The sequence below is a fragment of the Paenibacillus sp. NPDC058367 genome (assembly GCF_042723305.1).
Taxonomy (GTDB): Bacteria; Bacillota; Bacilli; order Paenibacillales; family Paenibacillaceae; genus Paenibacillus_AQ.
Window position 1 is genome coordinate 507381 of sequence record NZ_JBHXIZ010000004.1, and the last position, 22401, is coordinate 529781.

Annotated in this window: 18 protein-coding genes; 17 read left to right on the forward strand and 1 reads right to left on the reverse strand. The window is 45.0% G+C overall.

The window, feature by feature from the left end:
* Window positions 1–160: 160 nt before the first annotated feature.
* The 14 genes from hpf to ACFWMP_RS22950 all read left to right on the forward strand — a co-directional run bounded on the left by hpf (window position 161) and on the right by ACFWMP_RS22950 (window position 18326).
* On the forward strand, window positions 161–709 hold the full coding sequence (gene hpf, locus ACFWMP_RS22885) for a ribosome hibernation-promoting factor, HPF/YfiA family (RefSeq protein ID WP_042131328.1): 549 nt from the start codon (window positions 161–163) through the stop codon (window positions 707–709).
* 279 nt (window positions 710–988) lie between these two features.
* Window positions 989–3496 carry a preprotein translocase subunit SecA gene (gene secA / locus ACFWMP_RS22890; RefSeq protein ID WP_042192370.1) on the forward strand — a complete coding sequence of 836 codons (2508 nt, stop codon included), beginning with the start codon at window positions 989–991 and terminating at the stop codon, window positions 3494–3496.
* Window positions 3497–3913: 417 nt separating this feature from the next.
* A protein-coding gene (prfB, locus tag ACFWMP_RS22895) for a peptide chain release factor 2 (protein WP_143759238.1) occupies window positions 3914–5027 on the forward strand; the annotation gives its coding sequence in 2 pieces (ribosomal slippage) (window positions 3914–3985 and window positions 3987–5027; 1113 coding nt in all).
* Window positions 5028–5178: 151 nt separating this feature from the next.
* The gene (locus ACFWMP_RS22900; protein WP_379424762.1) at window positions 5179–6063 is read left to right on the forward strand and encodes a YitT family protein; all 885 of its coding nucleotides are present in this window, start codon (window positions 5179–5181) and stop codon (window positions 6061–6063) included.
* A 175-nt stretch (window positions 6064–6238) separates the two neighbouring features.
* On the forward strand, window positions 6239–7294 hold the full coding sequence (argC, locus tag ACFWMP_RS22905) for an N-acetyl-gamma-glutamyl-phosphate reductase (RefSeq protein WP_379424763.1): 1056 nt from the start codon (window positions 6239–6241) through the stop codon (window positions 7292–7294).
* Between the two features lie 20 nt (window positions 7295–7314).
* Window positions 7315–8547, forward strand: a complete 1233-nt coding sequence (gene argJ, locus ACFWMP_RS22910; RefSeq protein WP_379424764.1) for a bifunctional ornithine acetyltransferase/N-acetylglutamate synthase — start codon at window positions 7315–7317, stop codon at window positions 8545–8547.
* Window positions 8548–8588: 41 nt separating this feature from the next.
* Window positions 8589–9419 (forward strand): acetylglutamate kinase, encoded by an 831-nt coding sequence (gene argB / locus ACFWMP_RS22915; protein WP_076297893.1) that lies wholly within the window; start codon window positions 8589–8591, stop codon window positions 9417–9419.
* A 70-nt stretch (window positions 9420–9489) separates the two neighbouring features.
* Window positions 9490–10776, forward strand: coding sequence for an acetylornithine transaminase (locus ACFWMP_RS22920; RefSeq protein ID WP_379424765.1), 1287 nt, complete (start codon window positions 9490–9492; stop codon window positions 10774–10776).
* Entirely contained in the window at window positions 10773–11741 is a 969-nt protein-coding gene (gene argF, locus ACFWMP_RS22925; RefSeq protein WP_379424766.1) for an ornithine carbamoyltransferase, read from the forward strand. The genes ACFWMP_RS22920 and argF overlap by 4 nt, the downstream gene beginning before the upstream one ends.
* A 311-nt stretch (window positions 11742–12052) precedes the next feature.
* Window positions 12053–13288, forward strand: a complete 1236-nt coding sequence (locus ACFWMP_RS22930) for an argininosuccinate synthase (RefSeq protein WP_042192353.1) — start codon at window positions 12053–12055, stop codon at window positions 13286–13288.
* Between the two features lie 93 nt (window positions 13289–13381).
* Window positions 13382–14797, forward strand: coding sequence for an argininosuccinate lyase (gene argH, locus ACFWMP_RS22935; RefSeq protein WP_076285684.1), 1416 nt, complete (start codon window positions 13382–13384; stop codon window positions 14795–14797).
* A gap of 145 nt (window positions 14798–14942) precedes the next feature.
* Window positions 14943–16142, forward strand: a complete 1200-nt coding sequence (locus tag ACFWMP_RS22940; RefSeq protein WP_379424767.1) for a phosphoenolpyruvate hydrolase family protein — start codon at window positions 14943–14945, stop codon at window positions 16140–16142.
* Between the two features lie 101 nt (window positions 16143–16243).
* Window positions 16244–17452 (forward strand): Tm-1-like ATP-binding domain-containing protein, encoded by a 1209-nt coding sequence (locus ACFWMP_RS22945; RefSeq protein WP_379424768.1) that lies wholly within the window; start codon window positions 16244–16246, stop codon window positions 17450–17452.
* A gap of 43 nt (window positions 17453–17495) precedes the next feature.
* Window positions 17496–18326, forward strand: coding sequence for a phosphoenolpyruvate hydrolase family protein (locus tag ACFWMP_RS22950; protein ID WP_076297888.1), 831 nt, complete (start codon window positions 17496–17498; stop codon window positions 18324–18326).
* A gap of 188 nt (window positions 18327–18514) precedes the next feature.
* Here ACFWMP_RS22950 and ACFWMP_RS22955 read toward each other — a convergent pair whose 3' ends face one another.
* Window positions 18515–19303: an alpha/beta hydrolase gene (locus tag ACFWMP_RS22955; protein WP_379424769.1), complete on the reverse strand. Its 789-nt coding sequence runs from the start codon at window positions 19301–19303 to the stop codon at window positions 18515–18517.
* Window positions 19304–19491: 188 nt separating this feature from the next.
* Between ACFWMP_RS22955 and ACFWMP_RS22960 the strand changes: the two genes are divergently transcribed.
* The 3 genes from ACFWMP_RS22960 to ACFWMP_RS22970 are packed head-to-tail and all read left to right on the forward strand — an operon-like array spanning window position 19492 to window position 22392.
* On the forward strand, window positions 19492–20049 hold the full coding sequence (locus tag ACFWMP_RS22960; protein ID WP_379424770.1) for a type IV pilus modification PilV family protein: 558 nt from the start codon (window positions 19492–19494) through the stop codon (window positions 20047–20049).
* A complete protein-coding gene (locus ACFWMP_RS22965) occupies window positions 20033–20578 on the forward strand; it encodes a type II secretion system protein (RefSeq protein WP_379424771.1) in 546 nt (181 codons plus the stop codon). The genes ACFWMP_RS22960 and ACFWMP_RS22965 overlap by 17 nt, the downstream gene beginning before the upstream one ends.
* A 14-nt stretch (window positions 20579–20592) precedes the next feature.
* Window positions 20593–22392: a hypothetical protein gene (locus ACFWMP_RS22970; RefSeq protein ID WP_379424772.1), complete on the forward strand. Its 1800-nt coding sequence runs from the start codon at window positions 20593–20595 to the stop codon at window positions 22390–22392.
* Window positions 22393–22401 lie beyond the last annotated feature (9 nt).

A 22401-nucleotide genomic window follows, 5' to 3' on the forward strand; every position in this document is an offset into this window, starting at 1 on the left:
TCTTGGTCCGGTGAGGCGAATAGTTGCTCTTACCGGACTTGTTTTATTTGTGAACACAAGGACAATATTTGTTATCTAATTGTAAGGGCTGTAAGGAATTACTTTTTACTTAGCCTTAACAATTTGGTATAATGAAGGTGTAACTAAAGGAGGAGTGGCCATGCAATTCACCATTCGAGGTCAACAAATTGACGTGACCGACGCTTTGAGAGAGTATGTTGATAAGAAGCTCAGCAAACTTGAGAAGTATTTCGAAGCACCCCCTACCTCTGAAGGGTCTGTGACGCTTGGCGTAGTTCGCGGCCTTCATACGGTGGAAGTAACCATTCCGCTTGCTGGCGTGACGCTTCGTGCGGAAGATCGCAGCGATGACATGTATGCTTCCATAGATGCCGTTGTGGACAAGCTGGAACGTCAAATTCGCAAACACAAAACAAAGATCAATCGTAAGTTCCGTCAAGAGGGACTGAAGACGCTGTTTGTGGATGGAGCTAGTACCGCTGTTGCTGTAGAAGAACAAGATTATGATGATTTAGAAGTTGTGCGGAACAAACGCTTTACAATGAAGCCGATGGATGTGGAAGAAGCAATTCTTCAAATGAACATGGTAGGACATAATTTCTTTGTGTTTTCCAATATCGACACCTCGGAAGTAAGCGTAGTTTACAAACGTGATGATGGTAAATATGGACTGATTGAACAGGGCTAAGATACAATGATGCCAGTTATGCTCTAAGTATAAAGGGCCTCGAGAGTTAGTCAGAACCTAAGAAATTTAAACCGAGCCCCTATTCGCTTGCAGCGAATAGGGCTCTTGTGCGTATAAGCGACTATATTTGAAAAATGTGGCTGATACACCTTGTATTGCGGCATCTCTTACAAACTGTTACAATTTATGAAGCAGCGGAATCGAATTTATAAATGGCCCTTTCAATTTTGTGAGGATGGGCTCGGTTCCACCATCTGTGTTGCATGAAAGGGGTTAACCATGCTAGGACTTGTAAAGAAAATATTCGGAGACACCAACGATCGTGACGTTAAACGTCTCATGAAGACAGTCGATGTAATTAATGGATTGGAACCGGAATTTGTAAAGCTATCTGACGAACAGTTACAAGCTAAGACAGCAGAATTCCGTGCCCGTATTGAAAAAGGCGAAACTCTGGAAGAAATTCTTCCTGAGGCATTTGCAACCGTACGTGAAGCTTCCAAGCGGACACTTGGTATGCGGCATTTTGATGTGCAGTTAATTGGTGGTATGGCTCTGCATGAAGGCCGAATCTCCGAGATGAAGACTGGTGAAGGTAAGACACTAGTAGGTACATTGCCAGTGTATTTGAATGCTTTGCTAGGTAAAGGCGTACACGTAGTAACGGTCAATGACTATTTGGCTCAGCGCGACAGCGCACAAATGGCACAAATCTATAACTTCCTGGGCATGACGGTTGGGGTTAACCTGAGCGGTATGGACCATGCTGATAAACAAGCTGCTTATGCCTGCGATATTACGTATGGCACAAACAACGAATTTGGTTTTGATTATTTGCGTGACAACATGGTGCTTTATAAAGAGCAAATGGTTCAGCGCCCTCTGTATTTCTGTATTATTGATGAAGTGGACTCTATTCTTATTGATGAAGCACGTACACCTCTTATTATTTCCGGACAAGCTGAGAAGTCTACAGAATTGTATTTTTCAGCAGACCGTTTTGTGAAAAAGCTTAAGGCTGAAGAAGACTACACAGTTGATATTAAGGTGAAGTCTGTAGCCTTGACTGAAAAAGGTGTGGCTACTGCTGAGCGCGCTTTTGGTATTGAAAACTTGTATGATCACAGTCATGTAACATTGAATCACCATATCGTCCAAGCCCTAAAAGCAAATGTAATTATGCGTCGTGACGTAGATTACGTTGTAAACGAGGGTGAGGTCGTTATTGTTGATGAATTTACAGGACGTCTAATGTCAGGTCGTCGATATAGCGATGGGCTGCACCAAGCGATTGAAGCGAAGGAAGAAATCGAAGTACAGAATGAGAGTATGACTCTTGCAACAATCACATTCCAGAACTACTTCCGTATGTATCGCAAACTGGGTGGTATGACAGGTACAGCGAAGACTGAGGAAGAGGAGTTCAAGAAGATTTATGGTCTTGAAGTTCTTCAAGTACCTACGAACAAACCAAATCAGCGCGTAGATATGCCAGATGTTGTCTACAAGAGTGAGAACGGTAAGTTCAAGGCTGTTGTGGAAGAAATTGTAGAACGTCACAAAAAGAACCAGCCGGTACTGGTTGGTACAGTTTCGATCGAGAATTCAGAGCTCGTATCTGAAATGCTGAAGCGCAAAGGCGTTAGACACCAAGTGCTTAACGCGAAGCATCACGCTGCGGAAGCAGAAATCATTACCCATGCAGGTCAGCCAGGTACAGTTACGATTGCTACCAACATGGCTGGACGTGGTACGGACATCGTTCTGGGTGAAGGTGTGACAGATCTTGGAGGTCTGCATATCATTGGTACAGAGCGTCATGAATCGCGCCGGATTGATAACCAGCTGCGCGGTCGTGCGGGTCGTCAAGGTGACCCTGGTTCTACACAATTCTACTTGTCGCTTGGCGATGAGCTTATGAAGCGTTTTGGCGCTGACAACGTTCTGACTATGATGGATCGTCTCGGATTCGAGGAAGATCAGCCGATTGAGAGCCGCATGATCACACGTGCGGTTGAATCTGCTCAGAAACGTGTTGAAGGTAATAACTTTGATATCCGTAAAGTCGTATTGCAATATGATGACGTGATGAATCAGCAGCGTGAAATTATTTATAAACAACGCCGTGAGATTCTGGAGTCTGATAATATTAAAGATGTCGTGCTTGAAATGATCAAGCCAGTAATTGAGCGTATCGTTCTAGCACACTGCAGCGATGATATTCCTGAGAACTGGGAACTGCAAGAAGTTGCTGATTACGTAAACAGCAAGCTGCTTGAAGAAGGTGCTTTGACCCGTGATATTCTATGGGGTAAGGAAGCTGAGGAGATCATCGAGTTTATTTTCGAACGTGTGCTTGAGAAATATGCTGCACGTGAAGAACGTCTGGGTTCAGAACTCGTACGTGAATTCGAGAAGGTAATCGTGCTTCGTTCCGTAGATAGCAAATGGATGGATCATATTGATGCAATGGATCAATTACGTCAAGGGATTCACTTGCGTGCTTACGGTGGTACGGATCCACTTCGTGAATATCAATTCGAAGGCTTTGAGATGTTTAATACTATGACTGCTACGATTCAAGAAGAAGTAGCTACTTATATTATGAAGGCTCACATCGAGGCGAATCAGGAACGTCAATCCGTTATTGATGAAGACAAGATCTCTACAAACAGCGAACCTGTTGAGAAACGTCCGGTTCATGTTGAGGCTGTGACTGGCCGTAATGATCTTTGCCCTTGCGGAAGCGGCAAGAAGTACAAGAATTGCCACGGTCAAAACGCATAAGACAAACGTTTAGTAGTACTCATATTTAGCGTTCTAAGGTATAGACGAAAAAGGCATTGGGGCATGGTTTTCTCAATCTTTGTCCTTAAACTAGTCCTTATCATCGCTTTCATGGGTATACTAACCATAAAGAGCGGCTGGGCCCGGGGGGTATCCCCCGTTTACGGCCCAGTCGCTTTTTTGGATCTTTAGCACTTGAGTGAATGTGGAATGGAGAGAAGGTTTGGAACTGGAGAAGCGTAGCGCTCGCCTTTATCTTCAGATTCCAACCGCAAGTGCGGTTATCTAATCAAGGAATCTGAGGATAACAGCGATCGGAAGTCCAATCCTTCTCGGAATGGCTGAACATTCACTCATTTACTAACTATCCATTAGAGCGAAGACCGTAACAACCAATTTTGAAAGGTGAAGTGACCTATGATAGAACCAAATGTAAAGCAGGATCTGCGTGAAATAGGCAAGAAACTAACTGACCTTAGGGGGTCTCTTTGACTTAGATCTTAAGCAAGAGATGATTTCTAACTTTGAAGAGAAAATGGCAGCTCCAGGATTCTGGGATAATAGTGAGCAAGCGCAGAGTGTAATTGCTGAGATGAACGCTGTGAAATCTTCCGTAGATCAATACGAGAAGCTTCAGCAGGAATACGATGATGCTGCGATGATGGCAGAGCTTGCGGATGAAGAGGGCGATGAGGATCTGGCAACAGAAATCGGAGAGACGATCCGTAGCCTAGGCAGTAAAGTGGATGAATTCGAGCTGCAATTGCTGCTTAACCAACCGTACGACAAGTTAAATGCTATTCTTGAGCTTCATCCGGGTGCAGGCGGAACAGAATCCCAAGACTGGGGACAGATGTTGCTGCGTATGTACACACGTTGGGCTGAGAAACGTGGATTTAAGGTTGAAGTGCTCGATTATTTACCGGGTGATGAAGCAGGAATTAAGAGTGTTACACTGCTTATCAAGGGCTTCAACGTATATGGATATTTAAAAGCTGAGAAGGGTGTCCATCGACTAGTGCGGATTTCTCCGTTTGACTCTTCGGGTAGACGCCATACCTCTTTTGTGTCCTGTGATGTCGTTCCGGAAATTACGGATGATGTAGAAGTTGAGATTCGGACTGAGGATCTTAAGATCGATACGTATCGTGCGAGTGGCGCCGGTGGACAGCATATCAATACCACGGACTCTGCGGTACGGATTACTCACTTGCCGTCGGGCGTAGTGGTAACCTGCCAGAACGAACGTTCACAGATCAAGAACCGGGAACAAGCGATGAAGATGCTGCGTTCCAAGCTCTATGAGCGCAAGCTGCAAGAGCAGCAGCAGCAATTGGATGAGATTCGCGGCGAGCAATCCGAAATCGCTTGGGGCAGTCAGATTCGTTCCTACGTATTCCATCCGTATAACATGGTCAAGGATCATCGTACTTCCGTGGAAACAGGTAATGTGGGTGCAGTAATGGACGGAGACCTGGACGCATTCATTGATGGGTACTTGCGTAGCCAGATCAAGGTTGAGGCGGATTAAGGGATTTTTTCGGGAATATAGGAAAGTATAAGCTTACTCCATACTTTATCTTTATATTTTTTTAGGGGAAACGGATACCATTCTTTGATATGGATGGAATACCCGTTTCTTCTTACGTAGAGCAAGATGACACTTTAAGGAGCGCCATGAAATGCAAAAAATCAATTCTCGTAATAAACCCCCGCTGATTCCACTGAATGGACCCGTCCGTCATGTGGTGGATACAATGCTTATTCTGATCGGTTCGCTAATCACGGCATTGGGGTTTAATCTTTTTTTTCTGCCTAATCATATAGCTTCTGGTGGTGTATCGGGTCTTTCTGTATTGGCTGAAGCTTGGTTTGGGGCTGAACCGGCATTTACGCAATGGGCACTTAATATCCCGCTGTTTGTGCTCGGAGTAATCTTCCTGGGTAAACAATACGGCGTTCGCTCGTTGCTCGGGAGCTTTGTGTTGCCGCTATTTATCTTGTTGACAAAAGATTTGCCTACACCGACAACCAATCCACTTTTAGCCTCCATTTATGGCGGTATCTGTGTGGGGGTGGGACTTGGCGTTGTGTTCCGCGGACGGGGCTCAACAGGTGGACTTACGATTTTGGCGCAGATCATTCAAAAGATATCTGGTCTCAGCTTCTCGGTTTCCGTTGTGTTGCTGGACGGGACGGTTATTATGCTGGCTGCATTTATACTCGGCATGGAGCAAGCGCTGTATGCGCTGATCGGATTGTTTGTTACAGGTAAGGCCATTAATGCAATAGAGGTAGGCTTCCGTTATACGAAGGTTGCTTATATTATTTCGGACAAAACAGATGAAATATCTGCGGCGATATTAAATGATCTGGATCGTGGTCTGACAAAGCTGGACGCACATGGCGGGTACACTGGCGATGCACGTACCGTTCTGATGGTAGTGGTAGGTCAGAATGAAGTATCAAGGCTAAAGGCGATTGTCCAATCCGTAGATACAAGTGCATTTGTTATAATTACCGAAGCACATGAAGTGTTAGGCGAAGGATTTAAAAGAGAAGCGTAATCTCTCCTACAGGGGAGGTGACGCTTCTCTTTTTTTCTAAATGAGGTTATATTTAGGATGAATAAAGTTCACATATTGTGTTGTATTTATATTAATAGGGATGTATAATAATACATATTTCTAAGACGGTATGCATTATATTAAATAATATATTCATGATAAGCAGGAAGTGGGGATGACAGTGGAAGGCAAGCTGAGGGCGGCGATTGTTGGATCAACGGGTTATGGAGGCGTAGAGCTGATTCGGCTACTACAAAGTCATCCTAAAGTAGAGATTACTTCGGTAATTTCCTCATCTAGTGCAGGGGATGCGATAGAGGAAGGGTTTCCTCATTTGACGGGCATTATTGACCGAAGGCTGGATGGCGTTGATCCGGTGCAGATAGCTGAGCGGGCGGATGTGGTTTTTACGGCTACGCCGTCTGGTGTAAGTGCAAAGCTGGTGCCGCAGCTGCTGGAAGTTGGACTTAAGGTCGTAGATCTATCCGGTGATTTCCGATTGAAGGATGGCGCAGAGTATGAGCACTGGTACAAACATACAGCTCCTGCTGATGAGTATCTAGAACAGGCTGTATACGGACTTTGCGAGGTATTCGGAGAGCGTGTGGCTGGGGTTGATTTTATATCTAATCCAGGCTGTTATCCTACGGCTACACTTCTTGGACTAATTCCTGCGATTCAGGCAGGCTGGATTAAGCATGACAGTATTATTATTGATGCCAAATCCGGGGTTACCGGAGCAGGACGCGGAACGAGCCTGATGGTGCATTATGCAGAGATAAACGAGAACTTAAAAACTTATAAAATAAATAAACATCAACATATACCAGAAATCGAGCAGACGCTCACGGAGATTGCTGGAGAAAAGGTAACCGTAACGTTCACCACACATCTCGTACCGATGAGCCGAGGTATTATGAGTACGATGTATGCAGGAATGACGGGCAATTATACGGAGCAGGATTTTGTGAATTTATATCGTGAATATTATGCGGGCAGACCTTATGTGCGGGTGCGCGATGTAGGTGTGATTCCAGCGACAAAAGAAGTTAGCGGCTCTAATTATTGTGATATCGGATTTGCGACAGATGCTCGTACAGGGCGGGTGACCATAGTCTCCGTCATTGATAACGTTGTAAAAGGTGCGGCAGGTCAGGCAATACAGAACCTTAATTTGATGATGGGATGGGAGGAAACCCTTGGCCTCGGCTACACACCTGTGTATCCATAAGGATCAGCGGTACAAATAACATGAGCGAGATTGAATTATTTACTACCTTGGAAGGTGGAAGCATTACTTCACCTAAAGGATTTAAGTCCGGAGGACTGCACTGTGGATTGAAAAAAACAGACCGCAACGATCTCGGAGTGATTATTTGTGAGGTTAAAGCTACGGCTGCTGCCGTGTATACGACGAATGTTTTTCAGGCGGCTCCTCTGAAGGTGACGCGAGAAAGTCTTGTGAACGGAACGTTGCAGGCGGTAGTCGTGAACAGCGGGAATGCTAATGCCTGCACAGGTGAACAAGGCGAGGCCGATGCTTATGAGATGCGCGCTGCTGCGGCTCAACATTTGGGCGTAGAGCTTAATGATGTTGCTGTCGCTTCGACTGGTGTGATCGGTGAGCTGCTGAAGATGGATTGCGTACGTAGCGGTATTGCTGCAATACCAGAAAAGCTGGACGGTGGGGCTGCTGGAGCGGAGGAATTCTGTCAGGCCATACTTACAACTGATTTAGTTAAAAAAGAGGTTGCCGTGAAGGTGCTTGTTGGCGGTGTAGAAGTTGTTATTGCTGGAGCTGCGAAGGGCTCCGGGATGATTCATCCTAACATGGCTACGATGCTCGGTTTTATGACTACAGATGCTGATATTTCAGCGGAAGATTTACACAGTCTACTTCGTTCTGCTACGAACGTTACTTTTAATATGATTACAGTTGATGGAGATACAAGCACGAATGATATGCTAGTCTCGATGGCTAGTGGGCTTGCAGGTAATGAGAAGCTGACTCGACTGCATCCGGATTGGGACGCTTTTGCCGCTGGATTCACGTATGTCTGCCAGACGCTTGCCAAGGCGATTGCACGTGATGGAGAAGGTGCGACCCACCTGATTGAGGTTCAAGTGAATGGTGCTGTTCATGACGAAGCTGCTGCAGCGATTGCCAAGACAGTTGTGGGTTCTAGTCTAGTGAAATCTGCTATTTTTGGAGCGGATGCGAACTGGGGAAGGATCATTGCTGCGGTTGGACGCGCGGGTGTACCAGTATCGCCGGAGCGTGTGAACATTTCGTTAGGTGATATCGAGGTGCTACTGCATTCGAAGCCGGTTGCTTTTGATGAGGAGAAGGCTTTGGCCTATTTGCAAAAAAGTGAAACTGTGCTGATCACTGTAGATTTGCATGATGGAACCGGAAAGGCTACAGCTTGGGGCTGTGACCTAACTTACGATTATGTGCGTATTAACGCTGCATACCGTACCTAATTTGTGGCGGCTTAAGCCCACAAGGGAAGGATACCGAACTTATGACGCTAAATAGCGAGCTTGAACTTATAGATGCATTAGATGGTAGTGGATTGTTTGTGATGAAATGCGGAGGTAGTACGCTGGCTGCTCTTCCTGATTCTTTTTTCGAAGATTTACGAGATTTGCAGCAGGAAGGCATTCAGCCTGTAATTGTTCATGGCGGAGGGCCAGCCATTTCAGAGAATCTAGCAAAGCTGGGCATTGAAAGCAGCTTCGTGAACGGTCTGCGAGTAACCACCGAGGCAGTACTAGATGTCGTAGAGATGACGCTGGCAGGGAGTATCAACAAGGCGATTGTAAGGCGAATTCAAGGAAGTGGCGGCCTAGCTCTAGGGCTATCCGGTATCGATGGAAATATGATTACTGCTAGACCCGTAGCTAATAGCGCTGAAGTAGGTTTGGTAGGAGAGGTAACGGAAGTGAAAGCTGAGATTGTAACTGGTATTGTTGGTATGGGATATATTCCTGTCATTGCACCTATCGGTGTAGATGCTGCAGGTCAGCGCTACAATATTAACGCAGATACAGCAGCAGGGGCAGTCGCTTCTTATGTAGAGTCTCCCCAAATGATCGTAGTTACAGATGTGCCTGGCATTATGAGTACGGTGGAGGGTCGAAAGGTTGTGCTTCCATCCGTTACCGTACAGGAAATCGAAGCTTTAATTGAAAGTGGAGAAATCTACGGCGGCATGATCCCAAAAGTACGGGCAGCTATCGATTGCATTCAAGGCAGCGTTTCAGAGGTTATTATTGTGGATGGAAAAGAACCGCGGGTGCTTAGCCGAGTACTACAAGGTGAAGCGATAGGCACACGTATTATTCGTTCGTAGAATCATAGATGAATATCAATTAGAGGTGCAGCCTGGTACACAGGAGCACAAGGTGGGAGAGTGACTTAGAATGAGCAAGCTTACACAAGCGGAATTGGATTCGCAAGCAGGGGCACAGCAGACCGATACAGTAGGATCAGGTACACCGGATGTTGCAGCAGGCAAGCTGAGCGCGGTATTCCCTTCTTACGCCAGATATGATCTTAGCTTAGTTAAAGGCAAGGGCACCTGGGTATGGGATGATAAGGGCAATAAGTATCTTGATTTCACAAGTGGATTGGCTGTGACCAGTCTAGGTCATGCTCCTGAAAAAGTCGGTGCTAAGCTGAAGGAACAGATCGATACCCTCTGGCATGTCTCGAACCTGTTCCATATTCCTGGACAGGACAAAGTTGCAAACCTTTTGACAGAGAATAGCTGCGCTGATCAAGTGTTTTTCTGCAATAGTGGGGCAGAAGCGAATGAGGCTGCTATTAAGCTGGCTCGTCGTTACCACCAGAAGATTAAAGGTGAGGATCGTTATGAGGTTATCACATTTGAACAATCCTTCCATGGACGTACATTAGCCACACTGACAGCTACAGGTCAGCAAAAGGTAAAAGAAGGCTTCCTGCCGCTTCCAGCAGGCTTCAAGACTGTGCCCTTGCATGATCTCCCGGCGTTGGAAGCTGCTATTGGTGATCATACCGCTGCTATCATGCTGGAGATGGTGCTTGCAGAGGGTGGCGTGCTAGAGGTAGAACCAGAGTTCTTGAACGCTGTAGTAGCCTTGTGCAAGAAACACGGATTGCTTCTGATTGTAGATGAGGTACAGACAGGTATGGGACGTACAGGCAAGCTGTTCGCTCATCAGCATTATGGAATTGAACCAGATATTTTCACTTTGGCTAAAGGGATTGCTAGTGGGTTCCCAGCGGGCTTAATGCTTGGCAAAGGGTATTTGCGTGAAGCATTCTCACCTGGCAGCCATGCGTCCACCTTCGGAGGAACACCGCTTGCAACAGCGGTTATGGCAGCGACGATTGAGACGATGCTGGAGGATGAGCTTCCACAACGCGCTGAAGAAATGGGTAAGTACCTGACAGGTCTTTTGAAAGAGAAGCTGGCGGATAGTTCTTTTGTGAAGGATATCCGTGGCAAAGGACTGTTGATCGGGATTGAATGTCAATCACCAGTGGGCGATATTGTTTTGGCTGGACAAAAGAAAGGCCTGTTGTTCGTGACAGCGGGTCCTAATGTCCTTCGCTTGCTGCCTAATCTATATGTAAGTAAAGAGGAGATCGACCAAGCGGTAGACATCGTCTCCGAACTCATTCATACTTATGCTAAACAAGCAAACGGGGAGGTAGGCTCATGAGTCAGGGCGTACAGAGTAACAAGCACACCATTGCACAGCAACTGAAAGGCCGTGATTTACTGGAGCTGAACGATTACAGCCCGGAGGAAATTACGTATCTGATTGATTCGGCGATTGAACTGAAGAAGAAGCAGAAAAATGGCGAAGAATTTCAGCCGCTGAAGGGGAAAACGATTGGTCTTATTTTTGAAAAATCCTCTACTCGTACGCGCGTATCGTTTGAAGTTGGAATGTATCAGCTGGGAGGGCATGCCCTTTTCTTGAGCAAAAATGACATTCAGCTTGGACGCGGTGAAACGGTTGGCGATACAGCACAAGTAATGTCACGTTACCTCGACGGAATTATGATCCGTACCTTCGGCCATGACAAAGTAGAGGATCTGGCTCGTTATGCTTCTATTCCAGTAATCAACGGTCTGAGCGACCTGGCACATCCTTGCCAAGTGCTGGCGGATTACCAAACCATTTATGAGCACAAAGGAAAGCTCAAAGGCCTGAAGCTGGCTTACATCGGCGATGGCAACAATATGGCGCATTCTTTGATGATTGGTGGAGCCAAGCTGGGTGTTGATGTATCAATCGCTGGACCAGAAGGTTATGAGCCGGATGCAGCAGTTGTAGCAGAAGCCCGTGAGATCGCTAAAGAAACCGGAGCTACGATTGTGGTTACTAACAGCCCGCAAGATGCTGTACAAGACGTTGACGTCATCTACACCGATGTGTGGGCGAGCATGGGCTTCGAAGAGGAGCAAAAGGCGCGTGAAGCGGCATTCAAGGACTATCAGGTCAATGAGGAGCTTGTAAAAGGCGCGAAGAGCGATTATCTCTTCCTGCACTGCCTGCCAGCCCACCGTGAGGAAGAGGTCAGCACAGGCGTGATTGACGGCCCTAACTCGGTCATCTTTGATCAGGCTGAGAACCGCCTGCATGCGCAAAAGGCTTTAATGGCTGCGCTGATGAGTTAAGGAATCATAGATAATTAGGATTGAACTTATATTGGTCTAAGATTATATAAAATACTATATAAGATGAACTTAATAAGTAGCGTTGGAATTCCGGTGCGGAGCAATGAAGTGAAAGTTTGGAACTGTAGGAGCGTTAGCGTTCGCCTTTATAATCAGATTTCATCTGCGAAGGCAGACTACAATCATAGAAATCTGATTATAACAGCGACCGGAAGTCCAAACATTTCACGTAGTTGCGCTTTATCACCGGAGTTCTATAAGCGCATTTAAGCGAATCTTATACCCCCCACACGAAAGGAAGTTGCCACACCATGGCTAAAGAAAAAATTGTACTCGCCTATTCCGGCGGACTAGATACATCTGTTATTTTGAAATGGCTTAAAGAAACTTATGATGCTGAGATCATCGCCTTCACAGCCGATATCGGCCAAAAAGAAGAGCTCGACGGTTTGGAGGAAAAAGCACTAGCAACCGGCGCATCGAAAGTATACATCGATGATCTGCGCGATGAGTTCGCTAGCGACTTCATCTACCCTATGTTCCAATCCGGCGCGCTTTACGAAGGCCAATACTTGCTCGGAACTAGTATTGCTCGTCCACTGATCGCTAAGCGTATGGTGGATATCGCCATCGCTGAAGGCGCAACGGCTATCGCGCACGGCGCGACAGGTAAAGGTAACGACCAAGTGCGTTTCGAGCTTGGCGTAGCTGCTCTAGCACCAAACATTAAAGTAATCGCACCTTGGCGTCTGGAAGAGTTCCGCAATCAATTCCCGGGTCGTGCGGAAATGATCGCTTATGCGGAAGCTAATGATATTCCGGTACAAGCATCTGCGGCGAAGCCGTATTCGATGGACCGTAACCTGCTGCACATCAGCTATGAGAGCGGCGTATTGGAAGATCCTTGGTTTGATCCAAGTGCACCTGAGAACAAAGGAATGTTCCTACTGAGCAATGCTCCTGAGGATGCTCCGGATGAAGCGGAATATTTGGAACTCGATTTCGTTAAGGGAGACTGCGTAGCGCTGAATGGTGAGTCCTTAAACCCACTTCAAGTGATGGAGAAACTTAATGAGCTAGGCGGTAAACACGGTATCGGACGTGTGGATATGGTTGAGAACCGTTTTGTCGGCATGAAGAGCCGTGGTGTGTATGAGACTCCAGGTGGAACAATCCTATTTGTCGCTCATCGCAAAATGGAGTCCATCACGATGGACCGTGAAGTGATGAACCTGCGTGACAGCCTGATCACTCGTTACAGCACTTTGGTGTATAACGGTTTCTGGTTCGCTCCAGAGCGTATCGCACTGCAAGCTCTTGTAACACAGAGCCAACAAAATGTAACGGGTACTGTTCGTCTTAAACTGTACAAAGGCAACATCATCGGCGCTGGAGTGAAGAGCCCAGTCAGCCTGTACAATCCTGAGATTGCAACGATGGAAGCTGATCCTACACAAGCTTATGATCAAGGGGATGCAACTGGTTTTATCCACTTGAACGCATTGCGCCTTAAAGTTTCTACTGGTGTAAATGGAGCTTCGAAATAGAACGATAACATAAACTTAAACGGGCAACCCGAAGGCCGTTCCTCCCGTCAGGATAGGAGCGGCCCTCTGGCGTCCAAGAGGAGGAAACTACAGGTGAGCAAGCTTTGGGGCGGACGGTTTACTAAAGGAACAAACAAGCTGGTGGAGGAGTATACGGCTTCCATTGGATTTGATAAGGCTTTGGCCAAAGAAGATGTACAAGGCAGTCTGGCGCATGTCACAATGCTGGGCAAATGCGGAATCCTTCCACAAGAAGATGTGGAGACCATTAAGCAAGGTCTGAACAAAGTATTGGACAAGGTTAACGCTGGAGAGGTTGTTTTCTCCGTAGCGGATGAAGACATCCATATGAATATTGAAAAACATCTGATTGAGGAAATCGGTCCAGTCGGAGGTAAGCTGCACACAGGACGCAGCCGTAATGATCAAGTGGCAACGGATATGCACCTTTACCTACGGGGCCGTGTAGTTGAGCTAGTTAGCTTGCTGCATGAATTGCAGGAAGCTTTGATCGAGCAAGCCAAAGACAATGTGGAGACGATCATCCCTGGTTATACGCATTTGCAACGGGCACAACCGATCCTGTTTGCTCACCACTTGTTGGCTTACGTCTCCATGTTCCGCCGCGATGCAGAACGTCTGACGGACAGCTACAAACGGATCAACGTTCTGCCACTCGGAGCAGGAGCGCTTGCGGGAACGACCTTCCCGATCGATCGCCATTTTGTGGCCGAGCAATTGGGCTTTGACAGTGTTTACGAGAACAGTCTGGATGCTGTCAGCGACCGTGACTTCATCGTGGAGTTCTTGGCGAATGCAGCGCTTGTTATGACACATCTATCCAGACTCAGTGAGGAATTGGTACTGTGGAGTAGCACAGAGTTTAGTTTCGTGGAACTGGATGATGCTTTCTGCACAGGCAGCAGCATTATGCCACAGAAGAAGAACCCGGACGTACCAGAACTGGTACGGGGTAAAACTGGTCGCGTATACGGCAACCTGATTGGCTTGCTGACCGTACTGAAATCACTGCCACTCGCGTACAACAAGGATATGCAGGAAGACAAAGAAGGCATGTTCGATACCGTTACTACACTGACTGGTGCACTGCAATTGTTCGCGCCGATGATCTCCACCATGAAGGTGAACAAGGGACGTATGCGTGAAGCCGTGAACACGGACTTCTCGAATGCAACGGATATCGCCGACTTTTTGGTAGGTAAAGGTCTTCCTTTCCGCCAAGCACATGAAGTAATCGGAAAAACCGTGCTCTACTGCATTAACGAAGGCAAGTTCCTGCTGGATCTGACGTTGGAAGAGTTCATGCAATTCTCACCGCTGTTCGACGAGAATATCTATGCTGTTCTTCAACCGGAAGCTGTAGTTAACGCCCGTAACGTTTATGGCGGCACAGCCACGGTTCAGGTGAAGGCTGCAATCGAACGCGCGGAGCAGGCACTGCACGAAGCTAATGAATGGGTTGTAAAACACGGTGACGCTATATTGTAAACCGTATCAATACCAAATCTCGCCTCAGACTTTTATAGGTCGCAGGCGGGATTTTTTTATCTAAATGGGCTCTACTTATAACATAACTGGATTCACAGTGTTCTTTACGGTTATCCTTATATTAGGGATAGGAGGGCACGTAAGTATGAGTAGAGAGCAAATCCTAGACGAGCTTGGATCGCAATTAGAACTGGGGAATCATATTATTGGAGTAGCCACAGGTGCTGGAATAACGGCAAAGTATGCGAAGCAGGGTGGAGCAGATTTCCTTCTGATGTTAAACTCGGGGAAATTCCGGCAGATGGGGAGGAGCTCTCTCGCTGGGATTTTGCCATTTTGCAATAGTAATGATATGGTGATGGACTTTGCGTCTAGAGAGATCATACCTTTGGTAAGAGATATTCCTATTATTTTTGGACTCAATGCAACCGATCCGACAAAAGATATGGAGAGCTACATCAGTGAAATAAAGAATAAGGGGTTTTCCGGAATTAATAATTACCCCACGGTTGGATTAATAGATGGTCAATTTGGAGAAGCGCTCGAAGATGAGGGGAATGGTTATCTACTCGAAGTAGAAGCTATAAGAATAGCACACGAAAAAGGTTTGTTTACCATTGCTTTTGTATTTGACGAAATCCAAGCCGCTCAGATGATCGAGGCAGGAGCAGATATTATTTGTGCACATTTAGGCTTAACCGAAGGGGGATTATTAGGAGCCAAGAAGGTATTCTCGCTGGAAGCTGCCAAGGCTAAGGCGGACAAGATTTTTAATACATGCAATGAGCTAAAGCCAGATTTAATTAAATTGGTTTATGGTGGTCCGGTGAAAACGCCAATTGATGTGCAGTATATGTACAGTAATAATCAAAACTTGATGGGGTATATTGGGGGCTCTGCTTTTGAAAGAATTCCCTCGGAGAAGTCCATTACGAATATAACCAAAGCTTTTAAAGTGTCGGGGACACTGGATGAAGATGATTTTATGGTCAAAATGTTAGACGGCATCACAAAGCACTATGATTATGTTGAATTTGTAAAAGAATACGTAGCTCAAAATTATATGAATGAGATCTTGTTTGCAGATTTAGCTAAGGTGGCCCATGTATCCCGAAGTTACTTAAGTAGCTTGTTTACCAAAAAAGTAGGCTGCAGCTTTCAAACGTATCTCGTACAATTTCGGATGGATAAGGCAGCGGAAATATTACATAGAGACCCTATCCAGTTATCTGAGCTAGCACCATTAGTTGGGTACCAAGACTATGCGCAGTTTAGCAAAATGTTTAAGAAGTATAAAGGGTTCTCTCCAAAACAATATAAATCTAACATAAACACAAAAACATAAGACATAAAAGCGTTTTCATTGATAAACCAAAGAAGTATGATTAACTCATAAGTTGATCATGCTTTTTTTTGTTGCAGATATTTGAAGAGGAGGTTGAAGAAATGAAGACGATTGCCATTGCCGGAACTTTTGACACCAAGGGTGAAGAATATCTCTACATTAAAAGTTTGCTGGAAAGCTTGGAACTGGGTACGTTCACGATTCATACGGGTGTGTTTGAACCCACCTTTACACCGGATATCTCTAACCGAGAAGTAGCAGCAGCCGCGGGTGTAAGTATAGATGAGCTCGTTGCCAAGAAAGATAGGGCACTAGCAACAGAATTATTAGCCAAAGGTATGGGAAAATTAGTACCTGAATTATATAAGCAAGGCAAATTTGATGGAATTATCTCCTTTGGGGGCACTGGAGGGACTTCACTTGTAACCCCTGGTATGCGGGCATTGCCTATTGGTGTACCAAAAGTGATGGTTTCGACCGTAGCTTCAGGGAATACTGCTCCATATGTAGGCACTAGTGATATTGTCATGATGCCATCCGTAGTGGATGTTGCTGGACTCAACTCCATTTCAACAAAGATTTTTACCAATGCGGCCTTCGCCATCGCCGGTATGCTTAAATTTGAGAATAGACAAGTGATAGAGAAAAAACCATTAGTAGCTACAACAATGTTTGGGGTAACAACCCCCTGTGTGACGGCAGCCCGTAACTATCTTGAAGCTAGAGGATATGAAGTGCTTGTATTCCATGCAACAGGTGTAGGTGGCCAGTCCATGGAAGCGCTAATCGAGGCTGGTTTTATTGAAGGTGTATTGGATCTGACCACAACAGAATGGGCGGACGAAATTATTGGTGGTGTGCTAAATGCCGGACCTCATCGGTTAGAAGCTGCTGGAAAACATCATATTCCACAGGTTGTATCGGTAGGCGCGCTTGATATGTGCAACTTTGGCCCTTATGATACGGTACCCGAGAAATTTGCTGGACATAAGTTCTATAAGCATAACCCTACAGTTACTTTGATGAGAACAACAGTAGAAGAGAATGCAGCCATCGGTAAAAAGCTTGTCGAGAAATTAAATATGGCCAAAGAAAAAACGGTATTAATGTTGCCTCTTAAAGGGATATCCGGCATTGATGTTGCAGGGGAAGCTTTTTATGGCGTAGAGGAAGATCAAATGTTATTTGATATCTTAAGAAATGGTGTGAACAGAAATGTTGTCGAGGTTATCGAGATGGATTGTGCCATTAATGATTTAGAGTTTGCAGAAGCAGCAGCTCAGAAGCTTATAGATCTCATGAGCAAATAAGGCTTTTATAAGATAAATAAATATTTAAATGGAGGCGTTACACATGAACAAAAATACAAGAACTGAAATCATGGCGAAGTTTAGAGAAGAAGTGGCAAATGGAAAGATTCTTTTAGGCGTGGGAGCCGGCACAGGAATTACTGCAAAAAGCAGTGAAGCTGGCGGAGCAGATATGCTGATTGTTTATAATTCAGGAAGATACAGAATGGCAGGTCGTGGATCACTGGCAGGGTTATTATCTTATGGGGATGCCAACCAAATCGTAGTCGAAATGGGTTCTGAGGTATTGCCAGTTGTGAAAAATACTCCCGTATTAGCAGGCGTATGTGGAACGGATCCTTTTAGAGTGATGGAGGTTTATTTAAAACAACTTAAGGAACAAGGTTTCAGTGGCGTGCAAAACTTCCCAACCGTTGGTTTGATCGATGGCGTATTCAGACAGAACCTTGAAGAGACAGGGATGGGGTATGGTTTAGAAGTAGATATGATTAGAGCAGCGCATGAATTAGATATGCTCACCACTCCTTACGTATTTGATCCTGAACAAGCTAAAGCTATGGCAGAAGCAGGCGCAGATATTTTGGTGGCACATATGGGCTTGACTACCAAAGGTACGATTGGAGCTAAAACAGCTCTTACATTGGATGATTGTGTAGAAAGAATTGAAGCGATTATTAAAGCAGGGAAAGCAGTAAATCCAGATATTATGGTGATTTGCCACGGTGGACCGATTGCTGAGCCAGAGGATGCGGCGTATGTAATTGAACGGACAGAAGGCATAGACGGATTCTTTGGTGCATCGAGTATTGAGAGATTCGCTGCTGAAAAAGGAATTACGGAACAGACAGGATTATTTAAAAAAATCACCAAATAAGCATAATTGCCTTCGGCGTCCTTATAAGGACGGTAAGCAATTAAGCGAGAAATATAAGGATAAAGTAGTATGAAATTTATACTCTATCCTTATATTTTAAAAGAACCCTCGGAAGAGGGTAATCTCATTAGAACTGATATTAAAGGTGCAGCTTATGGCTGCACCTTTTTGTTGTCTATTAGAAGAAGCTAGTTATTACTCAACGGGAGCCAAGCTAATATATCGCGGATTTTGGCATCCCAGTAGCCCCATTCATGGTTGCCAGGACCTTCATCGTAGGTGAAATCAAGGGAGGTTGCTCGGCATGCATCGCGGAATTTCAAGTTATCTGTGTACAGGAAATCTTCTGTGCCACAGCATTGATACAGCGCTGGTTTCGGTCCCGTGGAGCGGTTCACTTCCTCAAGCAGCCAAAGAAGGTCTTCGGGCGTTCCGGCGATATCTTCTGTTCCGAAGATCATCTCGTATTCTTTGCTTTTGATGGTAGGATCTTCCGCGTTCATAAAATTATGCGCCATATCGAGTGCTCCTGACAGACTCGCTGCCGCTGCAAAAGACTCCGGTTTACGCAGTCCCAGCTTGATCGCCCCGTAACCACCCATCGATAGTCCAGCTACAAAGTTCTCCTCACGTTTATCTGACAGTGGGAAAAACGAGCGCGCAAGCATCGGCAACTCTTCACTAATAAAGGTCCAATAACGGCCGCCAACCGCCATATCAGTGTAGAAACTGCGATGCACATTTGGCATAACTACAGCTATTCCCATCTCTGCTACATATCGTTCTATAGAAGTCCGGCGAAGCCAGATCGAATCATCGTCTGACAAACCGTGCAGCAAATACAGCGTAGGGTGAAGTTCACCTCTAGTTACGTTGCTCATCCCGATTTGTGTGGTTGTTTTTTGCGGCAAAATTACAGTCATTGAGGTATTCAATCCTAGTACTTCCGAATAAAATTTGCACTCTATTAAAGCCATTTCATCCATCCCCTCTCTTTCCAAATGATAGCACAGAGCAAAAGTGAGAGATATTGTAGAAATATCTGAATTATAAGGGTTTTGAGGATTGCTGTAGCTGGATATGAGAGAATATAATGGAAGTAGAAAATTAAGGAAAAAACGTGCAAATATGAAAGCATTCTCGTAGGCGGGAGGAAGAAAGTAGGATGAAATCAGGCCTAAAGAAGGAAAAAGGATTTACATTGATCGAAGTGCTGGCCGCTATTGTGATCTTATCGATAGTTTCACTGGTACTTACGTCTTACTTTACAAACGCCATGAGTTACTCTAAATCGAATCAAAACAAGACGATTATGGTCAATCTGGCGCGGAACGCGCTGTTTTATGTGGAGAAGCAGGATTTTGAGAAGATGTGGGATTATTTTATAAAGGAGAATTATGATTCGATAGAGGCGGCGAAATGCCAAAAGGATACGGATGATTCCGTGAAATGCGATGATTACATACAGCTTGTTGAAGATACTACCATCTTAAATCAGGTTTTGAACCCTTCAATCAATGGGATCAACTATCAGATCGATATTAAGTATCAGCGTGAATTGCATAACCCAAGCTTAAGCCCAAGCCCAAGTGATTCAGATGAACAGAAGATGGCAGCATATCTATTGCCGGTATTGGTAAAAGTCAGCAGAGTGGATTCTTCTAGTGGACCTCAGACCCAATCTGTTTTGGAGGGATACATTACCGATGAAAAAATTCGTTAACCTTTTCCGCAGGGAGGGTGGATTCACTTTAGTGGAGCTAATTGTAGCCCTATCGTTATTTACAGTTGCTGCAGGAATTATTTCAGGGATCACGATGTTAGGCTTACGCAGTTATCATAAAATATCGATTGAAAACTCATTGCGGGATGAAGGGGATTTGTTAATGTCCGCAATAATTACGGAGCTGTATACCTTTGCGCCTGATAAGATTACCCCAACGATGATCCAGAATGTTGATAAGACCCAGATTATTGATAGCTTCATTACGTTAGAGCGCCAGGACGGCACCAAATCGCGGATTCGTATTGCTAATGGCATTCTTACGATAGCTCCACCCGATGTGATAGATCCTCCAGCGGACACAAGAACTAAGATTACTTCTAGGTTAGCAGAGGGTTCTGCCATTACTCTAGAATGTCAGAATAGCATTCCTTGTGATAGCGGTCTAATATCCATAGATTTATCGCTAGTTCAGAGCTATGACGGAAGAGATTACCCGTTGGAGTTGAAAAGTAAATTCGGATTCTAGGAGGAGTAGGAGGGATGAGGAACCCTAACGAAAGAGGTTCAGCTCTAGTATTGGTTATGTTTGTTGCTCTTCTACTTACGATACTTGGACTAGCTGTACTAGGGGCAACGATGGGCGGGGCACAACGAACGGAAACCAGAGAGAACGATGTGCAAAGTTTACACCTTGCGCAGAAGGGGCTGGACGAAGCGGTCGCTTACATACAGACGAAGCTGGATGGACGAAAGGATATTGATCCTGATCATATGGAAGATGAGATTAAAGGTATTGTCGATGAGGTCAAGAATAAAATCGTTGTAGCCGATTATGGTGTAAGTACGCGATTATCGGGAGCGGGTGGCACGATCAAGAGCATCGCTTATGAGAAACAGATTGAAGAAAAAAATAAGTATTATATTAATTTAGCCGCTGAAGCCACAGTAAATGGCGTGAAAAGGCAATTGAAACAAAAAATTGTCATTGATACTTATCCTGATTTTTTGAAGTATGCATTTGGTTCGGAGGCAATTCTGACGTTAAATGGAGCGCCGGCTATTCATGGGAATATTTATGCAGGTAAAGAATTACACATCAGTGATACGGCCGTGTATAAATATAAGGGGATCGTACCTCCTGGAAAAAAGACCGAATATCCTAGAGTAGAGAATGATCCCACTAGCTCAATACTTACGGAGCCTCTCCCTGAAGTGCATGTACAGTCACTGGGAAGTATAAAGTACTCGGGAAACGGAGTGGTAAATACCGCTGTGAATAAAGACAATGCTTCAAGTGTACTCCCTAACATCCTTGGTATTACTAAAGAACAGGTACTTATCAAGCCGCAGAAAAAATTTGTTCAGATTAATGTACAGGAATCGTTCGCGGATAAAGTGGTGGAAGCGACAGGACTGGTAAATTCCAAGGCTGAAATTAAGCAGGCTATTGTGGAAGGGAAATTGGGTAATTACTTAAGTGCAACAGCATTGGAAAGTTTACCTAGTTTCAACTTCCCTTATCCCAAACCTGAGCTTGAAGAAGAGCCAACAGATGAACAAAAAGAGGCTTACAATGTAGCAATGGCGGATTACGAAATAAAAGAAAAAGAATATCAGAATAACTTATTAAAAGATCGGAATAAGTCAGCAATCTATAATGGCAATGGCGATCTACTCATTGACGGGATTAAATACAAGCAGTTGACGTTTAGTAATGATGCCAAAGCAGGAACCTCTTCTAAACCAAAATGGCTCATTGTAAATGGTAATCTGGAGATAAATAACTATAGCTCAGAGCCCAGGAACTTCTTAGAGATACAAGCGAATATTCTAGTAATAGGTAATGTCACGATTAGAGGCCAAGTAAAGTTCAATTCCACTATGTTTGTTTTAGGGGAAACTATAGTAGAAGATGCCGTAATTCAAGGGTTAGGCGCTCAGGAATTGGTACTTATCTCTCAAGGGAAGATACTTATTAATCGAATTGATGCATTCAATAATCCGCCTGCGAAGCTTAAGCAGGAGGAATTTTATATGAAAGCTTTTTTTTACACGGATAGTACAGCTGAGCTGTACGGGGTTGGATCAATATTTTGGTTGAACGGAGGCTTTTTTGCCAAAGATAACCTTACTGTAAATGCAGTATTAGGTGAGGTCAAAGAACCATTAGTTCCTACATTAGGTTTTGATTTTGATCAACAGGATGTGGATCGATATACTTTGGGTCACCGTTTTCAGATCAAATATAATCAGTATGTTTTTGAGCATCAGCAGTCGAGCCTCCCGCGTGTCAAGCAGGTCAATGTGACTGTTGGGCCTTTGGAGCTTGTAAGTCATTAAGGTGAATTT

Bases quoted from the DNA above. Each gene is read 5' to 3' on its own strand.
- hpf (WP_042131328.1), top strand. From the start codon at position 161: ATGCAATTCACCATTCGAGGTCAACAAATTGACGTGACCGACGCTTTG.
- secA (WP_042192370.1), top strand. From the start codon at position 989: ATGCTAGGACTTGTAAAGAAAATATTCGGAGACACCAACGATCGTGAC.
- ACFWMP_RS22900 (WP_379424762.1), top strand. From the start codon at position 5,179: ATGCAAAAAATCAATTCTCGTAATAAACCCCCGCTGATTCCACTGAAT.
- argC (WP_379424763.1), top strand. From the start codon at position 6,239: ATGACAGTGGAAGGCAAGCTGAGGGCGGCGATTGTTGGATCAACGGGT.
- argJ (WP_379424764.1), top strand. From the start codon at position 7,315: ATGAGCGAGATTGAATTATTTACTACCTTGGAAGGTGGAAGCATTACT.
- argB (WP_076297893.1), top strand. From the start codon at position 8,589: ATGACGCTAAATAGCGAGCTTGAACTTATAGATGCATTAGATGGTAGT.
- ACFWMP_RS22920 (WP_379424765.1), top strand. From the start codon at position 9,490: ATGAGCAAGCTTACACAAGCGGAATTGGATTCGCAAGCAGGGGCACAG.
- argF (WP_379424766.1), top strand. From the start codon at position 10,773: ATGAGTCAGGGCGTACAGAGTAACAAGCACACCATTGCACAGCAACTG.
- ACFWMP_RS22930 (WP_042192353.1), top strand. From the start codon at position 12,053: ATGGCTAAAGAAAAAATTGTACTCGCCTATTCCGGCGGACTAGATACA.
- ACFWMP_RS22940 (WP_379424767.1), top strand. From the start codon at position 14,943: ATGAGTAGAGAGCAAATCCTAGACGAGCTTGGATCGCAATTAGAACTG.
- ACFWMP_RS22945 (WP_379424768.1), top strand. From the start codon at position 16,244: ATGAAGACGATTGCCATTGCCGGAACTTTTGACACCAAGGGTGAAGAA.
- ACFWMP_RS22950 (WP_076297888.1), top strand. From the start codon at position 17,496: ATGAACAAAAATACAAGAACTGAAATCATGGCGAAGTTTAGAGAAGAA.
- ACFWMP_RS22955 (WP_379424769.1), bottom strand. From the start codon at position 19,303: ATGGCTTTAATAGAGTGCAAATTTTATTCGGAAGTACTAGGATTGAAT.
- ACFWMP_RS22960 (WP_379424770.1), top strand. From the start codon at position 19,492: ATGAAATCAGGCCTAAAGAAGGAAAAAGGATTTACATTGATCGAAGTG.
- ACFWMP_RS22965 (WP_379424771.1), top strand. From the start codon at position 20,033: ATGAAAAAATTCGTTAACCTTTTCCGCAGGGAGGGTGGATTCACTTTA.
- ACFWMP_RS22970 (WP_379424772.1), top strand. From the start codon at position 20,593: ATGAGGAACCCTAACGAAAGAGGTTCAGCTCTAGTATTGGTTATGTTT.